This is a genomic window from Klebsiella sp. GN_Kp190 (assembly GCF_040061795.1).
Lineage (GTDB): Bacteria > Pseudomonadota > Gammaproteobacteria > Enterobacterales > Enterobacteriaceae > Klebsiella > Klebsiella michiganensis.
Map to the genome: position 1 here is coordinate 1 of NZ_JBEAFN010000005.1, position 22891 is coordinate 22891.

Sequence of the window (22891 nt, forward strand, 5' to 3'; positions counted from 1 at the left end):
TCAACCCCGGCACACTCCCCGGGTCGCGGCGTAAACGCCTTACCCGGGCTACCGGACCGCAGACGATGAAGAATACGTAGCCCGGCTAAGCGCAGCGCGAGCCGGGAAGAGGCCGAGCTGATACATCCCCCTCGGCACTCTCCCCGGGTCGCGGCGTAAACGCCTTACCCGGGCTACCGCCCCTCAGACGACGGTGAACACGTAGCCCGGCTAAGCGCAGCGCGAGCCGGGAAGAAGCCGAGCTGATACATCCCCCCCGGCACTCTCCCCGGGTCGCGGCGTAAACGCCTTACCCGGGCTACCGCCCCGCAGACGATGAAGAATACGTAGCCCGGCTAAGCGCAGCGCGAGCCGGGAAGAGGCCGAGCTGATACATCCCCCTCGGCACTCTCCCCGGGTCGCGGCGTAAACGCCTTACCCGGGCTACCGCCCCTCAGACGACGGTGAACACGTAGCCCGGCTAAGCGCAGCGCGAGCCGGGAAGAAGCCGAGCTGATACATCCCCCCCGGCACTCTCCCCGGGTCGCGGCGTAAACGCCTTACCCGGGCTACCGGCCCGCAGACGGCGATGAACACGTAGCCCGGCTAAGCGCAGCGCGAGCCGGGAAGAGGCCGAGCTGATACATCAACCCCGGCACTCTCCCCGGGTCGCGGCGTAAACGCCTTACCCGGGCTACGGGAGTTGCGGCATCGGGTAGCCCGGACAGGCACAATGCGCCGCCTCCGGGAGAATGCGTTATCCGTTAGCGGCCACCTTGCGCAGATCGAACACGCGGCAGGCCTTACCCTCGGAGCGCGGAATGCTGCCGCAGTTAACAATGCTGATATCGGTCGAAATCCCCACCATCGACTTGATCCGGTGGCGCAGCTGGTGGCAAATCTGACAGCGCTGCTCGTGGTTCAGCGCCAGACCGCTCTCTTTTAGCTCCACGCGCACCGAAAGTGAATCAAGATGGCCCCGGCGGTTGACTTCCAGCTGATAGTGCGGCGCCAGATGTTCGAACTTGAGGATCTCCTCTTCCAGCTGCGACGGGAAGACGTTCACGCCGCGGATAATCAGCATATCGTCGCTGCGCCCGCTGATGCGATCCATCCGGCGCATGGTGCGGGCGGTGCCCGGCAGCAGTCGCGTCAGGTCGCGGGTGCGGTAGCGGATCACCGGCAGCGCTTCTTTGGTCAGGGTGGTGAACAGCAGCTCGCCGTGTTCGCCGTCCGCCAGCGGCGTACCGGTGTCCGGATTCACCACTTCAGGGTAGAAGTGATCCTCCCAGATCGTCGGACCGTCGGCGGTTTCCAGACACTCCATCGCCACCCCCGGCCCCATCACCTCCGACAGGCCATAGATATCCAGCGCCGAAATCCCCAGACGACGCTCGATTTCCGCCCGCATCGCATGGGTCCACGGCTCCGCGCCGAACACGCCCACCCGCAGGGAGCAGCCGCTGGCGTCGCCGCCCATCTGGCGCTCCAGCTCTTCAATCAGGTTCAGACAGTAGGACGGCGTCACCATAATCATATCCGGCTTAAAATCGCGGATCAGCTGCGCCTGTTTTTCAGTCTGCCCGCCGGACATGGGAATGACCGTCGCGCCTAAACGTTCCGCACCGTAGTGGGCGCCCAGCCCGCCGGTAAACAGACCATAGCCGTAGGCGACATGAATTTTGTCTTTTGCCGTCCCGCCCGCCGCGCGCAGGGAGCGGGCGACAATATTGGCCCAGTTATCAATATCGTTTTGCGTATAGCCCACCACCGTCGGTTTGCCGGTGGTGCCCGAAGACGCGTGGATACGCACCACCTGCTCCATCGGCACCGCAAAGGTATCAAAGGGGTAGTTGTCGCGCAGATCCTGCTTGGTGGTGCAGGGAAACTTGCTCAGATCGCTCAGTTCGTGAAAATCGTCAGGATGAATGCCCGCCGCGTCAAATTTACGGCGATACATCGGCACGTTCTCATACGCATGCTTAAGGGTCCACTTCAGACGCTGGGTTTGCAGGGCCTGTAGCTCGTCGCGCGATGCGGTTTCAATCGGGTCTAATTGAGTTATCGTTGTCATTTTGTAGGGTACTCGCAGGTAGATTCGCTCACACTCGCTCAAGGATCATGGCAATGCCCTGACCCACGCCAATACACATCGTACACAGCGCATAGCGCCCGCCGCGGCGCTGCAGCTCCAGGCTGGCGCTTAATGCCAGCCGGGCGCCGCTCATTCCCAACGGATGGCCTAAGGCGATGGCGCCGCCGTTGGGGTTAACATGCGGGGCATCATCCGCCAGCCCCAGCTGTCTGAGCACGCCCAGCGCCTGGGCGGCGAAGGCTTCATTCAGCTCAATCAGATCCATATCGTTTATACTCAGCCCGGCGCGCTCCAGCGCTTTACGTACCGCCGGTACCGGTCCAAGCCCCATCAGCTTCGGCTCGACGCCCGCCGTCGCCATCGCCACAATACGCGCCCGCGGCGTCAGCCCCTGGACGATGGCCTGCTGCGAGCTGGCGATAATCAGCGCCGCGGCGCCGTCGTTGACGCCGGAGGCATTACCCGCGGTCACTACGCCACCCTGACGGAACGGCGTTTTTAGCCGCGAAAGCTGTTCAATGGTGGTGTCCGCCCGCGGATGCTCGTCGTCGCGCACGACGTTTACCGCTCCTTTCCTGTCGACAACGTTTACCGGTACGATCTCCTGCGCCAGAATGCCGTCGCGCTGGGCCTGAGCCGTACGCTGCTGGCTGCGGAAAGCGAAAGCGTCCTGATCGGCGCGGCTGATATTTAACAATTCAGCTACATTCTCCGCCGTTTCCGGCATGCTGTCAGTGCCAAATCGCTGCTGCATGAGCGGGTTCACAAAACGCCAGCCGATGGTGGTATCAAACAGCTCGGCCTGGCGCTGCCAGGGGGCGCTGGCTTTGGCCATCACAAACGGTGCGCGCGACATGGACTCGACGCCGCCGGCGATCATCAGATCCGCCTCTCCGGCTTTGATGGCGCGTGCGGCGAAGCCGATAGCGTCGAGACCGGAGCCGCACAGACGGTTAATGGTGGTGCCGGGTACGGTGTGCGGATAGCCCGCCAGCAGCGTCGCCATATGGGCCACGTTGCGGTTGTCTTCGCCGGCCTGGTTGGCGCAGCCGAGAATCACATCATCAATCGATGCCGGATCGAACTTCGGGTTACGGCTCAGCAGTTCGCGCAGCGGGATGGCGGCGAGGTCGTCGGCGCGCACGCTGGCCAGCGCCCCGCCGTAGCGGCCAATCGGCGTGCGGATCCCGTCACAAATAAAGGCGTCGCGCATCAGACTTCTCCTGTGATTGTGCCGCCGATGCGGTGCGATTTACCGCGGAACAGAGCGACAACTTTTTGCTGTTGGTTAACAATTTCAATGTCATAGACCCCGGTCAGCTTGCCCTGATGCTTAACTCTCGCCGTCGCGGTCAGCAGCTCGCCGACAAAGGCCGGACGCAGAAAATCGATGCTCGCCGCCGACGCGACCGCCGCCAGCCCCTGACTGTTGCAGGCGTAGGCGAAGGCGGTATCGGCGAGCGAAAACAGCTGTCCGCCGTGGCAGGTATGGTGGCCGTTGAGCATGTTCGGGGTGATCGCCATGGTCATCTGCGCGTAGCCCTGGTCCATCTCGATAATTTCAATTCCCAGCGCTTTCGCACAGTTATCGTTCTCGTACATCGCGCGGGCGTTGTGCCAGGCTTCATTGCTCATGATGTCTCTCCATCAGCGCCTTCTGGCGCAGCAGGGAACAGGGGCGATAGCGCTCTTCGCCGTAGTGCTGCTGCAGGTTTTCCAGCAGCCGCAGCACCCGGCCCCAGCCAAGTGATTCACCCCACACCAGCGGGCCGCGCGGGTAGTTGACGCCCAGACGCATGGCGGTATCGATATCCTCCGCGCTGGCGACGCCCTTCTGCAGCGCGTCCAGCGCTTCGTTAACCAGCATCGCCACCGTCCGCCACACCAGCAGGCCGGGATAGTCGGCGATCTGCAGCACCTTTTTGCCCTGCTGCTGAAAATAGAAAGTCGCTTTATCGATCGCCGCCTGAGAGGTGGTTTCCGCGCTGGCCAGCACCACCGTATCGCCTGCGCTATGGTCGTAGACCACCACCGGGCGGCCGTGCTGAAGGCTTAATGCCAGGGCGGTTTCGCCGGTCGTTTCCAGCAGCAGCACCTCGTCCAGCTCGGTGACAACGTCACGTTTTATGCGCTTTGCTGCGCGTTCTGCCGATACGGCGGCCAAGGCCAGCTCAGGCTGCGCTTCGCCAGGCCAGCAGTAGACCCCCTGCCCGCTCTTTTTACCCAGCCGTCCGGCCAGCGCCAGCTCCTGCTGCAGCAGCGACGGCAGATAGCGGCGGTCCTGCCAGAAGGCGTTAAATACCGAACAGGTCACCGCAAAGTTGACGTCCTGGCCAATCAGGTCGGTCAGCGCCAGCGGCCCCATGGGAAAACCGCCGCCGTCGCGCAAGGCGGCGTCAATCACCTCCGGCGCGGCGACCTGCTCCTCCAGCGCTCGCCACGCTTCGGCATAAAAAGGCCGCGCCACGCGGTTGACGATAAAGCCGGGCGTTGAGCGGCAGCGAACCGGCTGCTTTCCCCAGTCGCTGACCCGCTGGCAGAGCTGTGCGACGACTTCCGCCGAGGTGGCCAGGCCGCTGACCACTTCCACCAGCTTCATTACCGGGGCCGGGTTAAAGAAGTGCAGCCCGGCGACCCGCTCCGGGTGTTTTATTCCCGCGGCGATGGCGGTGATCGATATCGACGACGTGTTGCTGACCAGCAGCGCTGACGGGGAGCAGATTTCGGCCAGCTGTTTGAACAGCGCTTTTTTCACGTCCAGGCGCTCGGAGGCGGCTTCAATAACCAACTCCGCACGGGCTAAAGCGCTCAGATCCTCAGCCGGTGCCAGACGCGACAGCAGCGCCCCGGCCTTTTCCGCCGCCAGCTTGCCGCGGCTGACGCGGGAGGCCAGCCGCTGGCGAATCCCGTCGATGGCGCGAACCACCGCCTCAGGGGCGATGTCGTAAATCAGTACCGGATGCCCGGCGGCGGCGGCCACTTCGGCAATGCCGGCGCCCATGGTGCCGCTGCCTATCACCGCGACGGTAGGTAACGTTGTGCTCATCGGCTATTTCCCGCTGAAGTGAGGTGGACGCTTCGCCAGAAAAGCGCTGACGCCTTCGCGATAGTCGGCGCTGCGTCCGGCCAGGCGCTGGTAGTCGCGCTCCAGGTCAAGCTGCTGGTCCAGGGTCTGGGTTTCCGCCAGCCGCAGCGCGTTTTTAATCAGCCCGAGGCCATAGGTCGGCTGGGCGGCCAGGTGCCGGGCCAGCGCCAGGCTGGTGTCTTTCAGCTCGGCATCATCCACCACCTGCCAGATCATCCCCCACTGCGCCGCCTGCTCCGCGCTCAGGCTATCGCCCAGCAGCGCCAGCCCCATCGCGCGCGCGCGCCCCGCCACGCGCGGCAGAAACCAGCTGCCGCCGCAGTCCGGCACCAGACCAAGCTTGCTGAACGCCATAACGAACTTCGCTGAACGCGCCGCCAGCACGATATCGCAGCCCATCGCCAGCGTAGCCCCCGCGCCCGCCGCGACGCCGTTCACCGAGCAAATCACCGGTTTCGGCAGCGCCGCCAGACGGCGCACCAGGGGGTTGTAGAAACGCTCAACCGAGAGCCCGAGATCCGGAGCCGGCCCGCTGGGGTCGACGTTACGGTCATTTAAATCCTGCCCGGCGCAAAAACCGCGCCCCGCGCCGGTCACCAGCAGGCAGCGTATGCTGTCGTCGCGTTCGGCCTGTTTCAGGCACGCCGCCAGCTGCTGGTGCATCAGGTCGTTAAAACTGTTCAGACGGTCCGGGCGATTAAGGGTAATCGTCATCACGCCCTGTTCCACTTCGCTGAGAATGAAAGCTTCCACGATTAGCGTCCTTTAAATTCCGCAGTACGTTTATGTAAAAAGGCGTCGATGCCTTCGCGGCGATCTTCGGTCGCGCTCAGCAAAGTAAACAGCTGGCGCTCCTGCTGAAGCCCGGCCTGCAGGCTCACCTCCTGCGACAGCCGCAAAGCCTGCTTAGCCGCGCGCAGCGCCAGCGGCGAGTGGCGAGCCACGGTTGCCGCCAGGCCGAGCGCGTATTCATCGGTGAGCGCTGGCGGATAAACCTCGCATACCAGCCCCGCCCGCTGCGCCTGATGGGCATCAATGCTTTCGCCGCTCAAGACCATCCGGCTGGCCAGCGCCTTACCGACGGAGCGGATCAGGCGCTGGGTCCCGCCCGCGCCCGGCATCATGCCGAGGGTGATTTCCGGCAGGCCGAAGCGGGCGTTATCGCCGGCGACAATCAGATCGCAGAGCAGCGCCAGCTCGCATCCGGCGCCGAGGGCATAGCCGTTAACCGAAGCGATCAGCGGTTTACTGAAGGCGTCGATACGCGCCCACAGCCGCGGGCGAATATCATCGAGCGTGGCGGGCAGATCTTTTTCCGCCATTTCGTTCAGGTCAGCCCCTGCGGCAAAGAAGCGTTCGTTACCGCTGATGACGCAGACGCCGACCGACGGGTCCAGCGCCGCCGCGTCGAGCACGTCGGCGATCTGCGTCAGCAGCGCGTTATTCAAAGCGTTGCGCGCCTGCGGGCGATTTAGCGTCAGCTGCAGTACGCGCGCGTGACGAGCAATGAACAGTTCGCTCATGCCATCCCCCGCGCGTCAAAGTCGACAACCACATCGTCGCTGGTGGGCAGCGCCTGACAGCTCAGCACGTAGCCCGCCGCCAGTTCGTCGGCTTCAAGGCTGTAGTTAGCGGCCATCGCCACCTCGCCGCGCAGCACTTTGCATTTACAGGTGGCGCAGACGCCCCCCTTGCAGGCAAACGGCAGGTCCGCCCCCTGGCGCAGCGCGGCGTCAAGAATGCTGTCATCCTCCGCGCTCAGGGCAATGATTCGGTCGCGGCCGTCCTGACGAATCGTGACCGCGCGGCCCTCCGCCTGGACGCCGGTAGCCCGCCTGGCGCGGCTGTCCGGGGTATTAAAACGTTCCAGATGAATCGCGTCCTCCGGTACGCCCAGCTCGCGCAGGGCGATCTCCGCTTCATCCATCATCGCCGCCGGGCCGCAGATAAAGGCGTGCTCGAAGCGGCTGAAGTCCAGCAGATGGGCGGCCAGTTCGCGCAGCTTGTCGCCGTTGATGCGCCCCTGCAGCAGATCGCTGTCCATCGACTCCTGGCTGAACAGGTGTACCACCTGCAGACGCTGCGGATAGCGGTCTTTCAGGTCGGCCAGCGCCTGACGGAACATCATGCTGTGGCTGCTGCGGTTGCCGTAAACCAGCGTGAAGCGGCTGTCGACTTCGGTGGCGAGGGTGGCGTCGATAATCGCCATCATCGGCGTAATGCCGGAGCCGGCGGCAATCGCCAGGTAGTCAGCGCAACGCCCGGCCTGCGGCTGGTAGCCGAAATGTCCCTGCGGCACCATCACGTCCAGCGCCATGCCTTGCTGAATGTCGCTCTGGGCATAGCGCGAGAAGCGCCCGCCGTCGATGGCCTTCACCGCCACGCTGATTTCACCCGGCGAGCGGCTGCGGCAAATGGAGTAGCAGCGCCTGAGCTCTTCCCCGCCAAGGCGCGCTTTCAGGGTCAGATGCTGGCCCGGACGGAAGGCGTATGCATTACGCAGCGCGTCGGGAATGGCAAAGGTGATGGTGACCGCATCGCGGGTTTCCGGCTCCACTTTCGCCACGGTAAGCGAATGAAATGTCGTCATCGCAACCTCAAATACATTTAAAGTAATCAAAGGGTTCCCGGCAGCTGTCGCAGCGATACAGCGCTTTGCAGGCCGTGGAACCGAATTCGCTAATCAGCGAGGTGTGGCGGCTGCCGCAGCGCGGGCAGACCACGTCCTCCGGCATGTGGGCATGGCAGGCATGGCCCTGCGGCGGACTGATGCCGTACTGGCGCAGGCGTTCACGCGCGTCCGGCCCCATCCAGTCGGTGGTCCACGGCGGGTCAAGCTGCAGCACGATATGCACCGGCGCGTAGCCGTTTTCCGTCATTGCCGCGCGGATTTCTCCCAGTAGATGTTCGGTGGCCGGGCAGCCCGAATAGGTTGGCGTGAAGCCAATCACCCAGCCATCGCCGCGGCGCTCCACGCTGCGCACCAGGCCGAGGTCGGTAATGGTCAGCACCGGCACTTCCGGATCGGGAATGGCGCCTAACAGATCCCAGACGGCGTGGACCTCCGGGGGCGCGATATCAACCAGACGTTGCATAATCCCCTCCTGCTACCACTGCTGGCCGGGATAGGCGCGCTGTAAATACTGCATCTCCGCCAGCAGCGGCCCGAGATGTTCGCTGTGCAGCCCCTGCTTACCGCCGCTGCGGAAAGCCGCTTCTTGCGGGATCTGCAAACCGGCGTCGATCAGCGCCGTGTGCACCGCGTTCTGCCATTCGGCCTGCAGTTCGCGGGGGTCGACGGCGATGCCCTGCGCACTCAGCTCAATTTCCAGCTCATCGGCCTGGAACAGCTCGCCGGTAAAGCGCCACAGGTTATCCACCGCGCTCTGCATTCTCTGGGCGGAAAGCGCCGTGCCGTTGCCCAGACGCTCCAGCCAGCCGCGGCTAAAGCGCTGGTGGTAGCGCACCTCTTTCAGCGCCCTGGCGGCGATGGCGGCAAGCTGCGCATCGCGACTGCCGACCAGGCGGCCGAACAGCGCCACGTGCCAGACATCGATGAAAAACTGGCGAGCGAGGGTGTCGGCGAAGTTGCCGTTTGGCTGCTCCGCCAGCAGTAAATTGCAAAACTGGCGCTCGTCGCGGCCAAAGGCCAGGGTATCTTCATCGCCGCTGCCGGTCAGTTCGGCGGCGTAGCTGAGGAAATGGCGCGCCTGCCCCAGCAGGTCGAGGCCGATATTGGCCAGCGCCAGATCGATCTCCAGCTCCGGCGCGTGGCCGCACCACTCGCCCAGACGCTGGGCCAGCACCAGGCCGTTATCGCCAAGGCGCAGAGCATAAGCGGCAACGGGGTTATCGTTTTTCATCGTGGCCTCACATATGTTCCATGCCGTCGGGCACGGTGTAGAAGGTGGGATGACGATAGACTTTGCTCTCCGCCGGGTCGAAAAATGCGCCGCGCTCTTCGGGCTGCGAGGCGACGATTTCGCTGGCCTTCACCACCCAAATCGAACAGCCTTCGCTGCGGCGGGTATAGGCATCGCGGGCGTTTTCCAGCGCCATCTGGTCATCGGCGGCGTGCAGACTGCCGACGTGGCGGTGCGACAGTCCCTGTTTGCTGCGAACGAACACTTCATATAACGGCCAGTAGTTTTTGCTCATCTTCATTCTCCTTACGCGGCGTCGCGAGCCTGCTGTTTTTGCGCATGCGCCAGCGCGGCTTCCCGCACCCACGCGCCCTCTTCCCATGCCTTGCGTTTAGCGCCCAGGCGTTCGTGGTTGCAGATCCCGCGTCCGGCAATCACTTCGTTAAATTCGTGCCAGTCGATGGCGCCAAAGCGGTAGTGGCCGCTGGTTTCATCCAGCCGCAAATCCGGGTCGGGTACGGTCATACCGAGGATTTCCACCTGCGGAATGGTGTTATCGACAAAGCGCTGGCGCAGTTCGTCGTTCGAGTGGAGCTTGATTTTCCACGCCATGCTGCGGGCGCTGTTTGGCGAGTTATCGTCGCCCGGGCCAAACATCATCAGCGCCGGCCACCAGAAACGGTTGATGGCGTCCTGCAGCATCTGCCGCTGCGCGTCGCTGCCCTGCGCCAGCGCCATGCAGGCTTCAAACCCCTGGCGCTGGTGAAAGCTCTCCTCTTTGCAGATCTTGACCATTGCCCGGGCGTAGGGTCCGTAGGAGGTGCGACACAGCGCCACCTGATTGACGATGGCCGCGCCGTCCACCAGCCAGCCAATCACGCCGATATCCGCCCAGCTCAGGGTCGGGTAGTTAAAAATGGAGGAGTACTTCATCTTGCCGTCGAGCATCTTCTGATACAGGTCTTCGCGGGCGCAGCCGAGGGTTTCCGCCGCGCTGTAGAGGTACAGGCCATGCCCGGCTTCATCCTGCACTTTCGCCAGCAGAATCGCTTTGCGCCTAAGGGTCGGCGCGCGAGTGATCCAGTTGCCTTCCGGCAACATGCCGACGATTTCCGAGTGCGCGTGCTGACCAATCTGGCGGATCAGCGTTTTGCGGTAGGCTTCCGGCATCCAGTCCTGCGGTTCGATGGCCGTCTCCTGCGCGATGCGCTGGTCAAAGCGTTGTTCTTCTGTCACGTCATCACCTTTATGATTCCAATAAATTCGATTAAAAATAATTTTCGAATCACTTTGTTTTATAAAAGTTACATTCAGGTTAAATAAAACCACAAATTTTGTTTGTTCTTTTTGTGATAGCGACCGCAAAAGCTTTTGTAAAAACCCTTATTAACAGGGTATTAAGTGAATAACGCAGAACATCACCGATCACAATGTTAATAAATTATTAAATGTGAGCTTGATTTTTATGATTCACCAAAGAACTATTTATAGATATTTCACGTAACACATCTGGAGATAAACCATGCAGCAGTTAGCCAGCTACTTGTCCGGCGCGTGGCAGACCGGCCGGGGCCACGCGCGTACCATCCATCACGCCATCAGCGGCGAAGCGCTATGGGAAGTCACCAGCGCGGGTCTGGATATGGCGCAGGCGCGACGCTTCGCGATTGAGCGCGGCGGCAAAGCGCTGGGGGCGATGAGCTTTATTGAGCGCAGCGCGATGCTGAAGGCGCTCGCCAGATATTTGCTGGAGCAGAAGGCAGAGCTGTACGCGATCTCCGCCGAAACCGGCGCCACCCGCACCGATAGCTGGGTAGATATCGAAGGGGGCATTGGCACTCTTTTCACCTACGCCGGTCTCGGCAGCCGCGAGCTGCCGGACGATACCCTGTGGCCGGAAGATGAGCCGATCCCGCTGTCAAAACAGGGAGGCTTCGCCGCCCGCCACGTGCTCACGTCAAAATCCGGCGTGGCGGTGCATATCAACGCCTTTAACTTCCCCTGCTGGGGCATGCTGGAAAAGCTGGCGCCCACCTGGCTTGCCGGTATGCCCGCCATCATCAAACCGGCTACCGCCACCGCGCAGCTGACGCAGGCGATGGTCAAAATGATTGTTGATAGTGGGCTGGTGCCGGAGGGGGCAATCAGCCTGATCTGCGGCGGCGCGGGCGATCTGCTCGACCATCTCGATAGCCAGGACGTTGTCACCTTTACCGGCTCGGCCCGTACCGGACAGCAGCTGCGGGTGCATCCCAACCTGGTCGCGAAGTCCATTCCCTTCACCATGGAAGCGGATTCGCTGAACTGCTGCGTACTCGGTGACGACGTCACGCCGGCGCAGCCGGAGTTCGCGCTATTTATTCGCGAAGTGGTACGAGAGATGACGGCGAAGGCCGGGCAAAAGTGCACCGCCATCCGGCGTATTATCGTGCCGCAGGCGCAGGTGAAAGCGGTGAGCGACGCGCTGATTGCGCGCCTGCAAAAAGTGGTGGTCGGCGACCCGGCGCAGGAAGGCGTGAAGATGGGCGCGTTGGTGAACCACGAACAGCGTCAGGACGTGCAGGATAACGTCAACCGTCTGGTGGCCGCTGGATGTGACGTGCTGCTGGGCGGCCAGGCCGATTTCAGCGCCGCCGGCGCCTTCTTCCCGCCAACGCTGCTGTACTGCCCGCAGCCGGACGAGACCCCGGCGGTACACGCTATTGAAGCGTTTGGTCCCGTCGCCACCCTGATGCCGTATCAGAACGTTGAGCACGCCATGACCCTGGCGCGGGCCGGCGAAGGTAGCCTGGCCGGAACCCTGGTGACCGCCAGCGGCGAACTGGCGCGGGCGTTTATTCTCGGCGCCGCCCGCGCCCACGGGCGTATTCAGATACTGAACGAAGAGTCTTCCGCAGAGTCCACCGGCCACGGCTCCCCGCTGCCGCAGCTGGTACACGGCGGCCCGGGGCGCGCCGGCGGCGGCGAAGAGCTGGGCGGCCTGCGGGCGGTGAAGCACTATATGCAGCGCACCGCGGTTCAGGGCAGCCCGACGATGCTCGCCGCCATTGGCCAGCAGTGGGTGCGCGGCGCGCAGGTGGTGGAAGACCGCATTCACCCGTTCCGTAAATATTTCGAGGAGATCCAGCCGGGCGACAGCCTGCTGACGCCGCGCCGCACCCTGACCGAGGCGGATATCGTCAACTTCGCCTGCCTGAGCGGCGATCACTTTTACGCTCATATGGATAAGATTGCCGCCGCGGAGTCGATTTTCGGCGAGCGCGTGGTGCACGGCTATTTCCTGATTTCCGCCGCTGCCGGGCTATTTGTTGACGCCGGGGTCGGCCCGGTGATCGCCAACTACGGAATGGAAAATCTGCGCTTTATCGAGCCGGTGAAGCCGGGGGATACCATCCAGGTACGCCTGACCTGCAAACGCAAAACGGTGAAACGCCAGCGCAGCGCGGAGGAGAAAGCGACCGGCGTCGTCGAGTGGGCGGTAGAGATTTTTAACCAGCACCAGCAGGCGGTCGCGCTCTACTCCATCCTGACCCTGGTGGCCCGCCAGCAGGGGGATTTTGCGGAGTAAATATTAGAAACTCGCCCATCTTTATCGCCATCTTCATGCCTCTGCGGAGGCATTTTTTGTAACTGGCAAAACTGACAAACAACCTGGCAAAAGCAGGCAAACGCCTCGGCGCTGACCGCTGTTAGGTTAACGATACACAAGCCGACATTCGCAGCGGCACTGCACAACACAACAATAAGGTGAGGTCTCAATGGCGATTCTTTCTCCCCGCAAAACGGCTCTGGCGTTGGCTGTCGCTCTGTTTTGCGCCTGGCAAAGCCCGGCGTTCGCCCACGGCGGCGAAGCCCATATGGTCCCGATTGACAAAACCCTGCAGGATTTTGGCGCGGACGTTCAGTGGGATGACTACGCGCAAATGTTTACCCTGATTAAAGACGGCGCTTACGTAAAGGTAAAACCGGGGGCGAAAACGGTCATCGTCAATGGTAAAACCCTGGAGCTGCAGGTGCCGGTAGTGATGAAAGACGGCAAAGCGTGGGTTTCTGACACTTTTATCAACGACGTGTTTCAGTCCGGTCTTGACCAGACTTTCCAGGTGGAAAAACGCCCGCATCCGCTGAACTCGCTGTCAGCGGCGGAAATCAGCGCAGCGGTCGCTATCGTTAAAGCCGCGGCGGATTTCAAACCCAATACCCGATTCACCGAGATCTCACTGCGCGAGCCGGATAAAAAAGCGGTGTGGGATTTTGCCCTCAACGGTACGCCGGTCAACGCCCCGCGCGCTGCCGACGTGATCATGCTCGACGGCAAGCACGTTATTGAGGCGGTGGTGGATTTACAGAATAAAAAAGTGCTTTCATGGACGCCGATTAAAGACGCCCACGGCATGGTGCTGCTGGATGATTTCGCCAGCGTGCAGAACATCATCAACGCCAGCAGCGAATTTGCCGAAGTGTTAAAAAAGCACGGCATCGATGACCCGAGCAAGGTGATTACCACCCCGCTGACCGTCGGCTACTTCGACGGCAAAGATGGCCTCAAGCAGGACGCGCGGCTGCTGAAAGTGGTCAGCTATCTTGACGTTGGCGACGGTAACTACTGGGCGCATCCGATTGAAAACCTGGTAGCGGTGGTCGACCTTGAGCAGAAGAAGATCATCAAAATCGAAGAGGGGCCGACGATCCCGGTACCTATGGCAGCCCGCCCCTATGACGGGCGCGACCGCGTTGCGCCAAAGGTTAAACCGCTGGATATCATTGAGCCAGAGGGCAAAAACTACACCATTACCGGCGATATGATCCACTGGCAAAACTGGGATTTCCACCTGCGCATGAACTCCCGCGTTGGGCCGATTCTCTCCACCGTGACATATAACGATAACGGCAAGAAACGTCAGGTGATGTATGAAGGTTCGCTGGGCGGGATGATCGTCCCCTACGGCGACCCGGACGTGGGCTGGTACTTTAAGGCCTATCTCGATTCCGGCGACTACGGTATGGGCACCCTGACCTCACCTATCGTGCGCGGCAAGGACGCGCCGTCTAACGCGGTCCTGCTGGATGAAACCATCGCCGACTATACCGGCACGCCCACGACCATCCCGCGCGCAATCGCCATCTTCGAACGCTACGCCGGGCCGGAGTATAAGCATCAGGAGATGGGCAAGCCGAACGTCAGTACCGAGCGCCGCGAGCTGGTGGTGCGCTGGATCAGCACCGTCGGCAACTACGACTATATTTTTGACTGGGTATTCCACGAAAACGGCACCATCGGCATTGATGCCGGGGCGACCGGCATCGAAGCGGTGAAAGGCGTGCAGGCGAAGACCATGCACGATCCGAGCGCCAAAGAGGACACCCGCTACGGCACGCTGATTGACCATAATATTGTCGGCACCACCCACCAGCATATTTACAACTTCCGCCTCGATCTTGACGTTGACGGCGAGAACAACACGCTGGTAGCCATGGACCCGGAAGTGAAGCCGAATACCGCCGGCGGCCCGCGTACCAGCACCATGCAGATCAATCAGTACACGATTGATAGCGAGCAGAAAGCGGCGCAGAAATTTGACCCGGGCACCATCCGTCTGCTGAGCAATACCACGAAAGAAAACCGGATGGGTAACCCGGTGTCGTATCAGATTATCCCCTACGCGGGCGGCACGCATCCGGTCGCCACCGGGGCAAAATTCGCGCCTGATGAGTGGATTTATCATCGTCTGAGCTTTATGGATAAGCAGCTGTGGGTCACCCGCTATCATCCCACCGAGCGCTTCCCGGAAGGCAAGTACCCTAACCGTTCGATTCACGACACCGGCCTCGGCCAGTACGCGAAAGATGACGAGTCGCTGGACAACCATGATGACGTGGTGTGGATCACCACCGGCACCACCCACGTGGCCCGCGCCGAGGAGTGGCCGATTATGCCGACCGAGTGGGCGCACGCGCTGCTGAAACCGTGGAACTTCTTTGACGAGACGCCGACGCTGGGCGAGAAGAAACAATAGGCACGTCACGGCCTCAGCGATGGGGCCGTTTTTATTTATCCGCGGTCAATGCACATGCAGCGGGCAGCAGGACCGGTATAGCCTGTTTTTCAACTTCTTTTGCCATATATGTTAGATGTCGGCGATTAACTTATATGGCATAAAAGCAGGCAACGAATATCAATGAGAATGGCTTTATGTCGCTTTACGATCTCAGAACCGAAGCGCAGGCATTGCCGGCGTCCTGGCGCTCCCGGATCTTAGGCCGCGTTGGGGCAACGAATCTCAAAGTCCTGCGCATGGATGCCCACTCTGTCGCTGAGGAGGTACATGAATATGACGAGGGATTACTGGTTATAGACGGACGTCTGGAACTGAGCGTGCAGGAGAAAAAAATTTCCGTCGCGCCCGGCCAGCTTTATATAGCCAAAGCGGGAATTCCTCATACGGTAGAAGCAGGCAGCTTTGGCACCCTGGTGATTATAGATTTACCAGACAGCGGTTTCAGCGGCGCATCCCCTGCTGATTAAGTGAAATGTGCGGTAGACAGCGTTGTGCCAAAAGCGGATTTTTTTAGACAGCCATTCAATCTTTCAACGAGCTCAATTCTTCAGCGAGCCATTGTCTTAGAATGCTTATTTTAAAAGAGTCCTGATTATCTGAACGGTAGACTAAATAGTACCCCCGCTCAGCCTTAAGTTTGAACTGTGGAAACGGAACAACAAGCCTTCCAGCAGCGACATCATCTGCAATCAGAACGCTGCGTCCCAGAGCAACGCCTTCGCCACGTATAGCCGCCTCAGTCGCCATGCTGCCAAGAGTCCATAAGGGACCCTGCTGGCAGCTAAAATTTTTTTCTCCGGCCATCTCAAACCATGCCTTCCAGTTCGCCTGCATTCTGTACTCATGCAGAAGAACGCAATTTAAAAGTCCCTTAATCTCTGTCAGACCATTATGTTTCTCAAGAAAATCTGGGCTACAGACAGGAGTGACTGTTTCATCGAACATACGTTCAGACGAAACATCTCGATAATTGCCAAGGCCGTAACGAATGGCAGCATCTACCTGACCATCATTAAGATCCACATTAACGTCAGTAACATCCAGCTCAATTTCAAATTCAGGATATCTCTGCCTGAACCGGCTTAAACGCGGTGCTAACCACTTACTGGCAAATGAAACCGTTGTACTTATTCGTAAACTTTTTATCAGATTTCTTCCTCGCAGACGCTCGGACTCCCGCATTAAATCACTCAAAAGACGGGTAACCAGTTGGTGAAATTCAGCCCCTTGCTCCGTCAGAATTATCTGCCGCGTCAGCCTGAAAAATAGCTTTAACCCCAGATGCTCTTCGAGCTTCCGGATTTGCCGGCTTATCGCGCCATGCGTAACGTGCAACTCCGCTGCCGCCAGCGTCATGCTTGAGAGGCGGGCTGTGGCTTCAAAAGCGCGCAGAGTTTGCAATGGGGGAAGGCGATCGAACATCATACGCGTGATAATAATTCACGCGTGTTGTGAGAACAAATGATTTGTCAGGCCAGAGTCCAAAAATCAAAATTAACAAAAGAACATTATTATTTTCATAGCGATACCTGGAGGAACAATGGAAAGTTTATTTGTTTACGGGACACTCGGACCTGGCCGGCCTAATGCTCATATTCTTGAAAATATCGGGGGAACATGGCAGGAAGGCCACGTTGGGGGTTCTTTATTAGAGAAAGGCTGGGGTGCAGAGATGGGTTATCCGGGAATTGTACTGGATGACTCAGGTCATCGTGTACCGGGTTTTCTTTTCAAGTCAGAGAATTTACATAATTACTGGCACCTACTCGATGAGTTCGAAGGTTCTGAGTATGAACGGGTTCCTGTAGAGGTAACCACATCGAACGGTCAGACAGTGCAATCATATCTCTATATGCTCAAAGCATAAACTGTTAGCGGCTGGTCCTGGTTCAGGTCGAGATTTATAACTGTGTCTGTTAACAAATAAAGGCGACTGTCGGCCGGTTACAGGTAATCTGACGATGTCAGCAAGCCAGTTCATATATGGCTGATTGAACGACCAATGATGCTAAAACGCTCTACAGGTTCTAAAACAGAGAATAAATCATCCTTGAATGCATCATGCACAAATCTTTAGCCCTATCTATGTCCGCTTCTCACTCATAGCGGACCTTTGCACTTGTCCGTTTCGTGCCGTAGGCGGACGTTGCAGTATCTTCCACTTTCGGCTCGAATCAGTCTGAGGTAACGTAGCAGAAATTTTTTTCCGGACTCAACCACGATGCCTTCCATCGAAACGTTTATGACTTTCCTTCTCGCGCTGACGCTTCTGGAAATTTCTCCGGGGCCAGACATGATGCTGACCATCGCCAGAGGAGTCGGTCAGGGAAGACGTATTGCACTGCTTACGGTTCTGGGCAATGTCTTTGTCGCAGGTTTTGTGCAAGTTTCTTTTCTTGTTCTTGGGCTGGTGACCGTTGTGCATGCCTGGCCAGTTGCGCTGGATCTGCTAAGGTGGGCTGGTGCGGCTTATCTGATGTGGCTGGGCATAAAAATGATAGCGACTTCAGGCACAGATACTCGGCTGCGAAAAACCGCAATAATTTCTGACTGGAATGCGGTTAAGGAAGGTGCCCTGAACAGCCTGACGAACCCAAAATCCCTGCTGTTCATGTTTGCTTTTCTTCCTCAGTTTATCGATCCCGCCGCGGGTCCTGTCTGGCTGCAATTGCTTGTTCTGGGGAGTATCCAAAAGCTGGCAGGAATTGTTTCCCTGGGGTCAGTCGCAATGGCATCAGGGACATTTGGAAACTGGCTACGTAAACACCCAAGCTTTATCAAATGGCAGGAACGATTTACAGGCGTTGTCATGATAGGCCTTGGTATCCGCATGTTGTTTAGCGGGTCTGGTGTAGTCTCGAAATCTGCCCGGTAAGTTTTACCGAAACAGTAAACCCAGTGTCCGCCTCTCGCTCATAGCAGACCTCGCGACGCTTCAGACGGTCCGCTTTGTGCCGGGAGCGGACTGTGCAAGCCGAAGACGATATTGAGTGTCTTTGCCGGAAATGCCGCCTTTCACCGCTAAGCGTTATAAACGCTCAAAACCCTAAAATGTGATAAGTGAAGCCACTATTCTTCATCTACGAACTTATCTGCTTCAGGAGAATAATGCTGACAAACGCATGCCAGCTTATGCCCGTCAGGATCGCGCAGATAGGCAACATAAAAGTCGGGGCCGTATGCGGTTCGTGTCCCTGGCTCGCCTTCATTCTCCCCTCCCGCAAGGAGGCCTGCTGCATGAAACCGCCTGACAAGGTCAGCGCTGTCTGCATGGAATGCGAACATTGTCCCGTTTCCCGCCGTTGCGGGATGCCGGTCAAAAGGAGGACAAATACAGAAGTTGAATACCTCATGTGGGTTATTTTCATCCCCCCACATTGCCCAGCTTTCTGTCCAGGCTGGCAGTCGTGAGTAGCCAAGAACTTTAAAAATAGCCTCATAAAAGTCCACGGAGCGCTGAAAGTCATTTGTACCTATAGTGATATAAGCCAGCATCTTAGTGCATCCTCTTCGCCCTTTTTTGAACAGACATGATATCTCTCTGAGTCGCGATGAACTATTTCCCCGGATGCGCCTGTTGCCGCTTTGAAACCTGAGCACCGACGGTTACGGCATAGCATGCCCTGTTAATCTCTTCGACTATAAGAAAAATAGCCGGAAAGACATTATCCCCGGGGTTGACACTGGCTTGCCAGCCAGCGACCGACTTCAGGCCATATTTTTTCCGCACATCGGGTACGGAAAAAGCCCATGTGGCCGATGACCGGAATACCATAATCCGCGTGCCGGATCTCGCGGCGTTCAATTTTTGCGTTTTCCACCGGCGCCATCAGGCGCGTAATCGCTGCAGAATTAGCCCAGGGATCGTCATTAAAACCGAGTACCAGAAGGGGTAACGTGACTTCGCTTGCCCGTCGGCGCGCATCCCAGGCGCGATCGTCATAAAAATAGTCGGGCATGGCACTCCAGCGCCCCCATTGCAGCATGACGGGCGCGGGTAAATCTTCCCCCAGCCCGAGGCGTCTGGCAGGCATATAGCCAAAGGTACGACACAGAACCGGCGCCAGAATACGTAATAAAAACCAGACTCTGAGCTTTTCCTGCGTTTGTTTAATTGTGCGGGTGACGCCAGCGTGCGAAGCAACAAGAACCGCCGCATGCAGCGACCGGGTGGCCGTTGAAAGCAGAATAGCGTGCCCGCCAACGCTGTGCCCTACCGCCATCAGCAGAAGATTGGGGAAGCGCAGCTTTGCCCAGGCGGTAACGCAGCCGACATCCTGCTCGATCCAGTCAGACATTGAGACATGACAGTGTTGTAGCGTGCCTGACCTGGAATGACCTATCCCCCGATAGTCGTAGGTCAGAACATTGAATCCCATTGCGTAAAGATACTCAGCGAAGTCCTTGTAAAACGCCTGTGATACCGCGGTGGCAGGATGGAGGATCACCAGCGCTTTAGCATCGCTTCTCTCCCATACTGTGGCAGCCAGAACACCCCCCTGCTTTACAGGGATTGTTATCAGGTTCATAAAAGATATCCGCCCATGTGGTCATACCAGTTAAATAATCTTAACTGTAGCCGCCACGGGCAAATCTGGCGATGTTTTTATTCCTCTATTAACGTCCTCTTCTCACGCTGCACAGGCTCAGCGGTCTTTTCCCCCAACCACCAGCGCCAGAAGCGGTTGGTACTGATAAGCCACTCAATCTCTTGCTTTTTTTCGACCTGTCGATCATGCTCATCTCGTGCAGATTAAGCGCAGCGGTTCGAATACGGGACAGGCAGATGCCCCTCGCGCGCTCATGACGCCCCTTTATTTAATAGCAGGAGATCACCATGCTTGAACTTCGCCCTAATTGTGAATGCTGTGATAACGATCTGCCGCCAGAATCAACAAGCGCGTACATCTGTTCATTCGAATGCACCTTTTGCGTTGACTGCGTGACTCAGCGGCTGCAAGGCCGGTGCCCGAACTGTGGGGGAGAGCTGGTGCGCCGCCCAATACGCCCCGAATCAGCCCTTCTTCGGCATCCCGCCTCCAGCCTGCGCCGATATAAACAATAAGCCGGTTTGTCACTTATCGCTGACGATCCGGTTCGCCGCGTGCCCGCTCATCCTCGTTTACGTAGCGCGTTAAGTAGCGCCTGCGTTGCGCCGGAAGACGTTCCGGATGACGAACAGACCAGCCGAAACTCACGGTGTATGGCAGGCGTCACTGGCACCACGCACAGATTGCGCAACGCCTCTGGCAGGGCTGATTCAGGCACAATGGCGACGCCCATCCCTTCCGCGACCAGCTTACAGGCGCTAATCCAGTCGCGTACCGTCACGCGTATATCAACAAGTTGCAGACCCGCCTTTTCCATCAGGCTTTTGCCATTAACGGCGCATCCGCCTGTCGCCAGAATAAAGGGCTGGTCTGCCAGCGCCTTTAGCGTTATGCCACACGTCCTGGCATGATGTGCCAGCCGATGAGTGGCTGGCAGTACCGCTACCCATGCATCCTGCCCTAATACAACGTCAGCACGGCCGGGTTCGGGATTCATGATTACCCCCAGCTCAACGGTATCTGCGGCCAGCCACTCCTCGACCTCCTCGTCCGAGCCTTCCAGGATGACGACGTCAATACCCGGATGCAGGCGCTTAAAGTCCCGCAGCAGTCCAGGCAACAAGGTGGACGTCACTGATGGAAAGCTGGCCAGGCGAATGCGCCCGCGATTTAAACCCCGGCTCTCATCGGCCAGTTCGCGGATGGCATTTAGCTGCGAAAGCATGTTTCTTGCGTGTTCAACAACCTGCCCGCCCAGCGCGGTCACGCCGATATATCGTCGCTCACGTATAAATACCGAAAATCCCAGTGAAGACTCTAGCTGGGCGATTGCCTGGCTGGCGCCGGACTGAGTCATTCCTATCTCCTCTGCGGCGCGCGAGATGTTGCCGGCATCCGCCACCGCCACCAGTAAGCGCCAATGTAAAAGGTTCATCATGATTATCAGTAGCTCAGCTAATAGTTGGTTTCTTTATCATTAATTTTACAGCGCATTACGCGTCAAATACAGTGGATTCAGGACGTCCCCCGACGGCTTTTCACCTTTAACGGAGACAAAATGAAACTCTATTACGCCCCGGATACCTGTTCGTTATCGCCGCACATTGTGCTGCGCGAACTGCAACTTGAGTTTGAACTGGTTAGAGTCAACAACAGAAGCAAGATCACCGCTGATGGTCGCGACTTCCGCGCCATTAACCCTAAAGGTTATGTCGCGGCCCTTGAGCTCGATGATGGTCAGATACTCACTGAGGGCCCGGCCATCGTGCAGTACCTCGCCGATCTAAAACCAGAACACGGCCTGGCGCCGCGTGCGAACAGCTGGGCTCGGGTGCGTCTGCAGGAATGGCTTAACTTTATCACCAGTGAAATACACGCTGGCTCGGCACCGTTGTTCAATCCCGCGCTGCCCGAAGAGGTCAGAGCGATTTTTCGTGAGAAGCTGTTCCGACAGTTCGATTTCCTTCAGGCGACTCTCAACGAAAAAACCTATCTGACTGGCCCATCCTTCAGCGTGGCTGATGCCTACCTCTTCACTGTGCTGGGCTGGTGTAAATTTTTCTCAATCCCACTGGATCGCTGGCCTGCGCTATTGGCGTACAGGGAAACGATCAATGCCCGTCCTGCGGTACAGGCCGCATTACTGGCCGAGGCGTCGCTTTAAGGTTGGTAATCGCTGATTGCGGGACACCGCTTTTGAGTATCTGCAAAATAGAAAGTCCGCTCCTCGTCCATGGCGGATTGCGCGTCCGATGGCCGTCTGCTGCGTGCCAGAAGCGGACATTGTCTTACCAGAAGACAGCATGCAGGAAAGCGCTTCACCTATGGGGTAAAATGCCTGAATGCATACCTGTTTACCACTTTGATTGTAAGGATTTCAAAGAAAGCTTTATGGATACGTTCAAGTTAAAACCCTGGCTAAGTCGCTGGAACCTCATTCCTGATGGCACTCCATTTATAACTCATACATCACAGTTGTATCCGGTCAAAACAGCAGCACATGGTATTAAAGCCATGCTAAAAGTTACGGATGACCTTGATGAACAAGCCGGTAATGCACTAATGGCATGGTGGGAAGGGAATGGTGCGGCACAGGTGATTGCACATGAAAATGAAGCAATTCTTCTCTCAAGAGCCACAGGTTCCTCCTCTTTATCAGCAATGTCCCGTGGAGATAAGGATGACGTAGCCTGTCATATTTTGTGTATGACTGCGAACCAACTTCATTCATGCGCAAAAAGACCGTTTCCCCAGCTTACGCCTTTACATGAATGGTTTAATCCTCTAAAACCAGCAGCCTTGAAATATGGCGGTATCCTGACACGTTGCGCAGAAATTTCAGAGGAATTGCTTTCTTCTCCTCGAGATGTGGTCGTATTGCATGGCGATTTACATCACGGAAATGTGCTTGATTTTGAAACATCTGGCTGGCTTGCCATTGACCCCAAAGGGCTAATAGGTGAACGGGGATTCGACTTTGCTAATATTTTTACTAATCCGGATCTTGGTAATCCAGTACCTCCTGTTGCGGCTGTACCGGAGACATTTAAACAGCGTCTAAGCATCGTCACCAGAATGGCTGACCTGGACAGAGAACGCCTGCTCAAATGGATAATTGCATGGTGTGGTCTTTCAACCGCCTGGTCCCTCTCAAGTAACGATACTGTTTCAACAACAATAAAAGTTGCCGAGTTGGCGATGACTGAACTGGAACGGTGAGTGGGAAGTCGACAATGGGGGTAATGGTTTCCTGTACGTCC

At 58.2% G+C, this 22891-nt stretch carries 23 protein-coding genes; 8 read left to right on the top strand and 15 right to left on the bottom strand.

Annotation, left to right across the window (positions count from 1 at the left end):
* Nucleotides 1–736: 736 nt before the first annotated feature.
* From paaK to paaA, 11 genes are read right to left on the bottom strand one after another with little or no spacing between them, the layout of a single operon-like run.
* Nucleotides 737–2053, bottom strand: coding sequence for a phenylacetate--CoA ligase PaaK (gene paaK, locus ABLU67_RS02000; protein ID WP_004850513.1), 1317 nt, complete (start codon nt 2051–2053; stop codon nt 737–739).
* Nucleotides 2054–2081: 28 nt separating this feature from the next.
* Nucleotides 2082–3287 carry a 3-oxoadipyl-CoA thiolase gene (gene pcaF / locus ABLU67_RS02005; protein ID WP_025107919.1) on the bottom strand — a complete coding sequence of 402 codons (1206 nt, stop codon included), beginning with the start codon at nt 3285–3287 and terminating at the stop codon, nt 2082–2084.
* The gene (paaI, locus tag ABLU67_RS02010) at nt 3287–3709 is read right to left on the bottom strand and encodes a hydroxyphenylacetyl-CoA thioesterase PaaI (RefSeq protein ID WP_025107920.1); all 423 of its coding nucleotides are present in this window, start codon (nt 3707–3709) and stop codon (nt 3287–3289) included. Before paaI ends, pcaF begins: the two co-directional genes overlap by 1 nt.
* The gene (locus ABLU67_RS02015) at nt 3699–5120 is read right to left on the bottom strand and encodes a 3-hydroxyacyl-CoA dehydrogenase (protein WP_301718659.1); all 1422 of its coding nucleotides are present in this window, start codon (nt 5118–5120) and stop codon (nt 3699–3701) included. The genes paaI and ABLU67_RS02015 overlap by 11 nt, the downstream gene beginning before the upstream one ends.
* A 3-nt stretch (nt 5121–5123) precedes the next feature.
* On the bottom strand, nt 5124–5912 hold the full coding sequence (paaG, locus tag ABLU67_RS02020) for a 2-(1,2-epoxy-1,2-dihydrophenyl)acetyl-CoA isomerase PaaG (protein WP_202019931.1): 789 nt from the start codon (nt 5910–5912) through the stop codon (nt 5124–5126).
* A gap of 2 nt (nt 5913–5914) precedes the next feature.
* A complete protein-coding gene (gene paaF / locus ABLU67_RS02025; RefSeq protein ID WP_025107923.1) occupies nt 5915–6682 on the bottom strand; it encodes a 2,3-dehydroadipyl-CoA hydratase PaaF in 768 nt (255 codons plus the stop codon).
* Entirely contained in the window at nt 6679–7749 is a 1071-nt protein-coding gene (gene paaE / locus ABLU67_RS02030) for a 1,2-phenylacetyl-CoA epoxidase subunit PaaE (RefSeq protein WP_046877271.1), read from the bottom strand. The genes paaF and paaE overlap by 4 nt, the downstream gene beginning before the upstream one ends.
* Before the next feature lie 7 nt (nt 7750–7756).
* Entirely contained in the window at nt 7757–8254 is a 498-nt protein-coding gene (gene paaD, locus ABLU67_RS02035) for a 1,2-phenylacetyl-CoA epoxidase subunit PaaD (RefSeq protein WP_004850498.1), read from the bottom strand.
* A 12-nt stretch (nt 8255–8266) separates the two neighbouring features.
* Nucleotides 8267–9022 (bottom strand): 1,2-phenylacetyl-CoA epoxidase subunit PaaC, encoded by a 756-nt coding sequence (paaC, locus tag ABLU67_RS02040; RefSeq protein WP_046877270.1) that lies wholly within the window; start codon nt 9020–9022, stop codon nt 8267–8269.
* Between the two features lie 7 nt (nt 9023–9029).
* Nucleotides 9030–9317, bottom strand: a complete 288-nt coding sequence (gene paaB / locus ABLU67_RS02045; RefSeq protein ID WP_004850493.1) for a 1,2-phenylacetyl-CoA epoxidase subunit PaaB — start codon at nt 9315–9317, stop codon at nt 9030–9032.
* A gap of 11 nt (nt 9318–9328) precedes the next feature.
* Nucleotides 9329–10258: a 1,2-phenylacetyl-CoA epoxidase subunit PaaA gene (gene paaA, locus ABLU67_RS02050; RefSeq protein ID WP_025107926.1), complete on the bottom strand. Its 930-nt coding sequence runs from the start codon at nt 10256–10258 to the stop codon at nt 9329–9331.
* Between the two features lie 286 nt (nt 10259–10544).
* On the opposite strand from paaA, the gene paaZ reads away from it, so the two are divergent.
* The 3 genes from paaZ to ABLU67_RS02065 all read left to right on the top strand — a co-directional run bounded on the left by paaZ (nt 10545) and on the right by ABLU67_RS02065 (nt 15548).
* Nucleotides 10545–12590 carry a phenylacetic acid degradation bifunctional protein PaaZ gene (gene paaZ / locus ABLU67_RS02055; RefSeq protein ID WP_049082512.1) on the top strand — a complete coding sequence of 682 codons (2046 nt, stop codon included), beginning with the start codon at nt 10545–10547 and terminating at the stop codon, nt 12588–12590.
* Between the two features lie 190 nt (nt 12591–12780).
* On the top strand, nt 12781–15039 hold the full coding sequence (gene tynA, locus ABLU67_RS02060) for a primary-amine oxidase (RefSeq protein WP_106510550.1): 2259 nt from the start codon (nt 12781–12783) through the stop codon (nt 15037–15039).
* Nucleotides 15040–15215: 176 nt separating this feature from the next.
* A complete protein-coding gene (locus ABLU67_RS02065) occupies nt 15216–15548 on the top strand; it encodes a cupin domain-containing protein (protein WP_046877267.1) in 333 nt (110 codons plus the stop codon).
* Between the two features lie 55 nt (nt 15549–15603).
* Here the strand turns inward: ABLU67_RS02065 and gcvA are convergent, their stop codons facing one another.
* Complete coding sequence (gcvA, locus tag ABLU67_RS02070) at nt 15604–16506, bottom strand: transcriptional regulator GcvA (protein WP_227632921.1); 903 nt, start codon at nt 16504–16506, stop codon at nt 15604–15606.
* Between the two features lie 115 nt (nt 16507–16621).
* On the opposite strand from gcvA, the gene ABLU67_RS02075 reads away from it, so the two are divergent.
* Both ABLU67_RS02075 and ABLU67_RS02080 read left to right on the top strand, forming a co-directional pair.
* Complete coding sequence (locus ABLU67_RS02075; RefSeq protein ID WP_025107931.1) at nt 16622–16948, top strand: gamma-glutamylcyclotransferase family protein; 327 nt, start codon at nt 16622–16624, stop codon at nt 16946–16948.
* 354 nt (nt 16949–17302) lie between these two features.
* Nucleotides 17303–17956, top strand: a complete 654-nt coding sequence (locus tag ABLU67_RS02080) for a LysE family translocator (protein WP_064358468.1) — start codon at nt 17303–17305, stop codon at nt 17954–17956.
* Between the two features lie 194 nt (nt 17957–18150).
* Here ABLU67_RS02080 and ABLU67_RS02085 read toward each other — a convergent pair whose 3' ends face one another.
* Both ABLU67_RS02085 and ABLU67_RS02090 read right to left on the bottom strand, forming a co-directional pair.
* Nucleotides 18151–18576: a VOC family protein gene (locus tag ABLU67_RS02085; RefSeq protein ID WP_025107933.1), complete on the bottom strand. Its 426-nt coding sequence runs from the start codon at nt 18574–18576 to the stop codon at nt 18151–18153.
* 170 nt (nt 18577–18746) lie between these two features.
* A complete protein-coding gene (locus ABLU67_RS02090) occupies nt 18747–19610 on the bottom strand; it encodes an alpha/beta fold hydrolase (protein WP_348852132.1) in 864 nt (287 codons plus the stop codon).
* Between the two features lie 308 nt (nt 19611–19918).
* Here ABLU67_RS02090 and ABLU67_RS02095 point away from each other — a divergent pair, with 308 nt between their 5' ends.
* Complete coding sequence (locus ABLU67_RS02095) at nt 19919–20146, top strand: DUF1272 domain-containing protein (protein WP_071846104.1); 228 nt, start codon at nt 19919–19921, stop codon at nt 20144–20146.
* 47 nt (nt 20147–20193) lie between these two features.
* On the opposite strand, the gene ABLU67_RS02100 is transcribed toward ABLU67_RS02095, so the two are convergent.
* On the bottom strand, nt 20194–21069 hold the full coding sequence (locus tag ABLU67_RS02100) for a LysR family transcriptional regulator (protein WP_048263567.1): 876 nt from the start codon (nt 21067–21069) through the stop codon (nt 20194–20196).
* A 120-nt stretch (nt 21070–21189) separates the two neighbouring features.
* Between ABLU67_RS02100 and gstA the strand changes: the two genes are divergently transcribed.
* Both gstA and ABLU67_RS02110 read left to right on the top strand, forming a co-directional pair.
* Entirely contained in the window at nt 21190–21795 is a 606-nt protein-coding gene (gene gstA, locus ABLU67_RS02105) for a glutathione transferase GstA (protein WP_134898015.1), read from the top strand.
* Between the two features lie 227 nt (nt 21796–22022).
* Nucleotides 22023–22850 carry an aminoglycoside phosphotransferase family protein gene (locus ABLU67_RS02110; protein WP_049082513.1) on the top strand — a complete coding sequence of 276 codons (828 nt, stop codon included), beginning with the start codon at nt 22023–22025 and terminating at the stop codon, nt 22848–22850.
* Nucleotides 22851–22891: the final 41 nt, after the last annotated feature.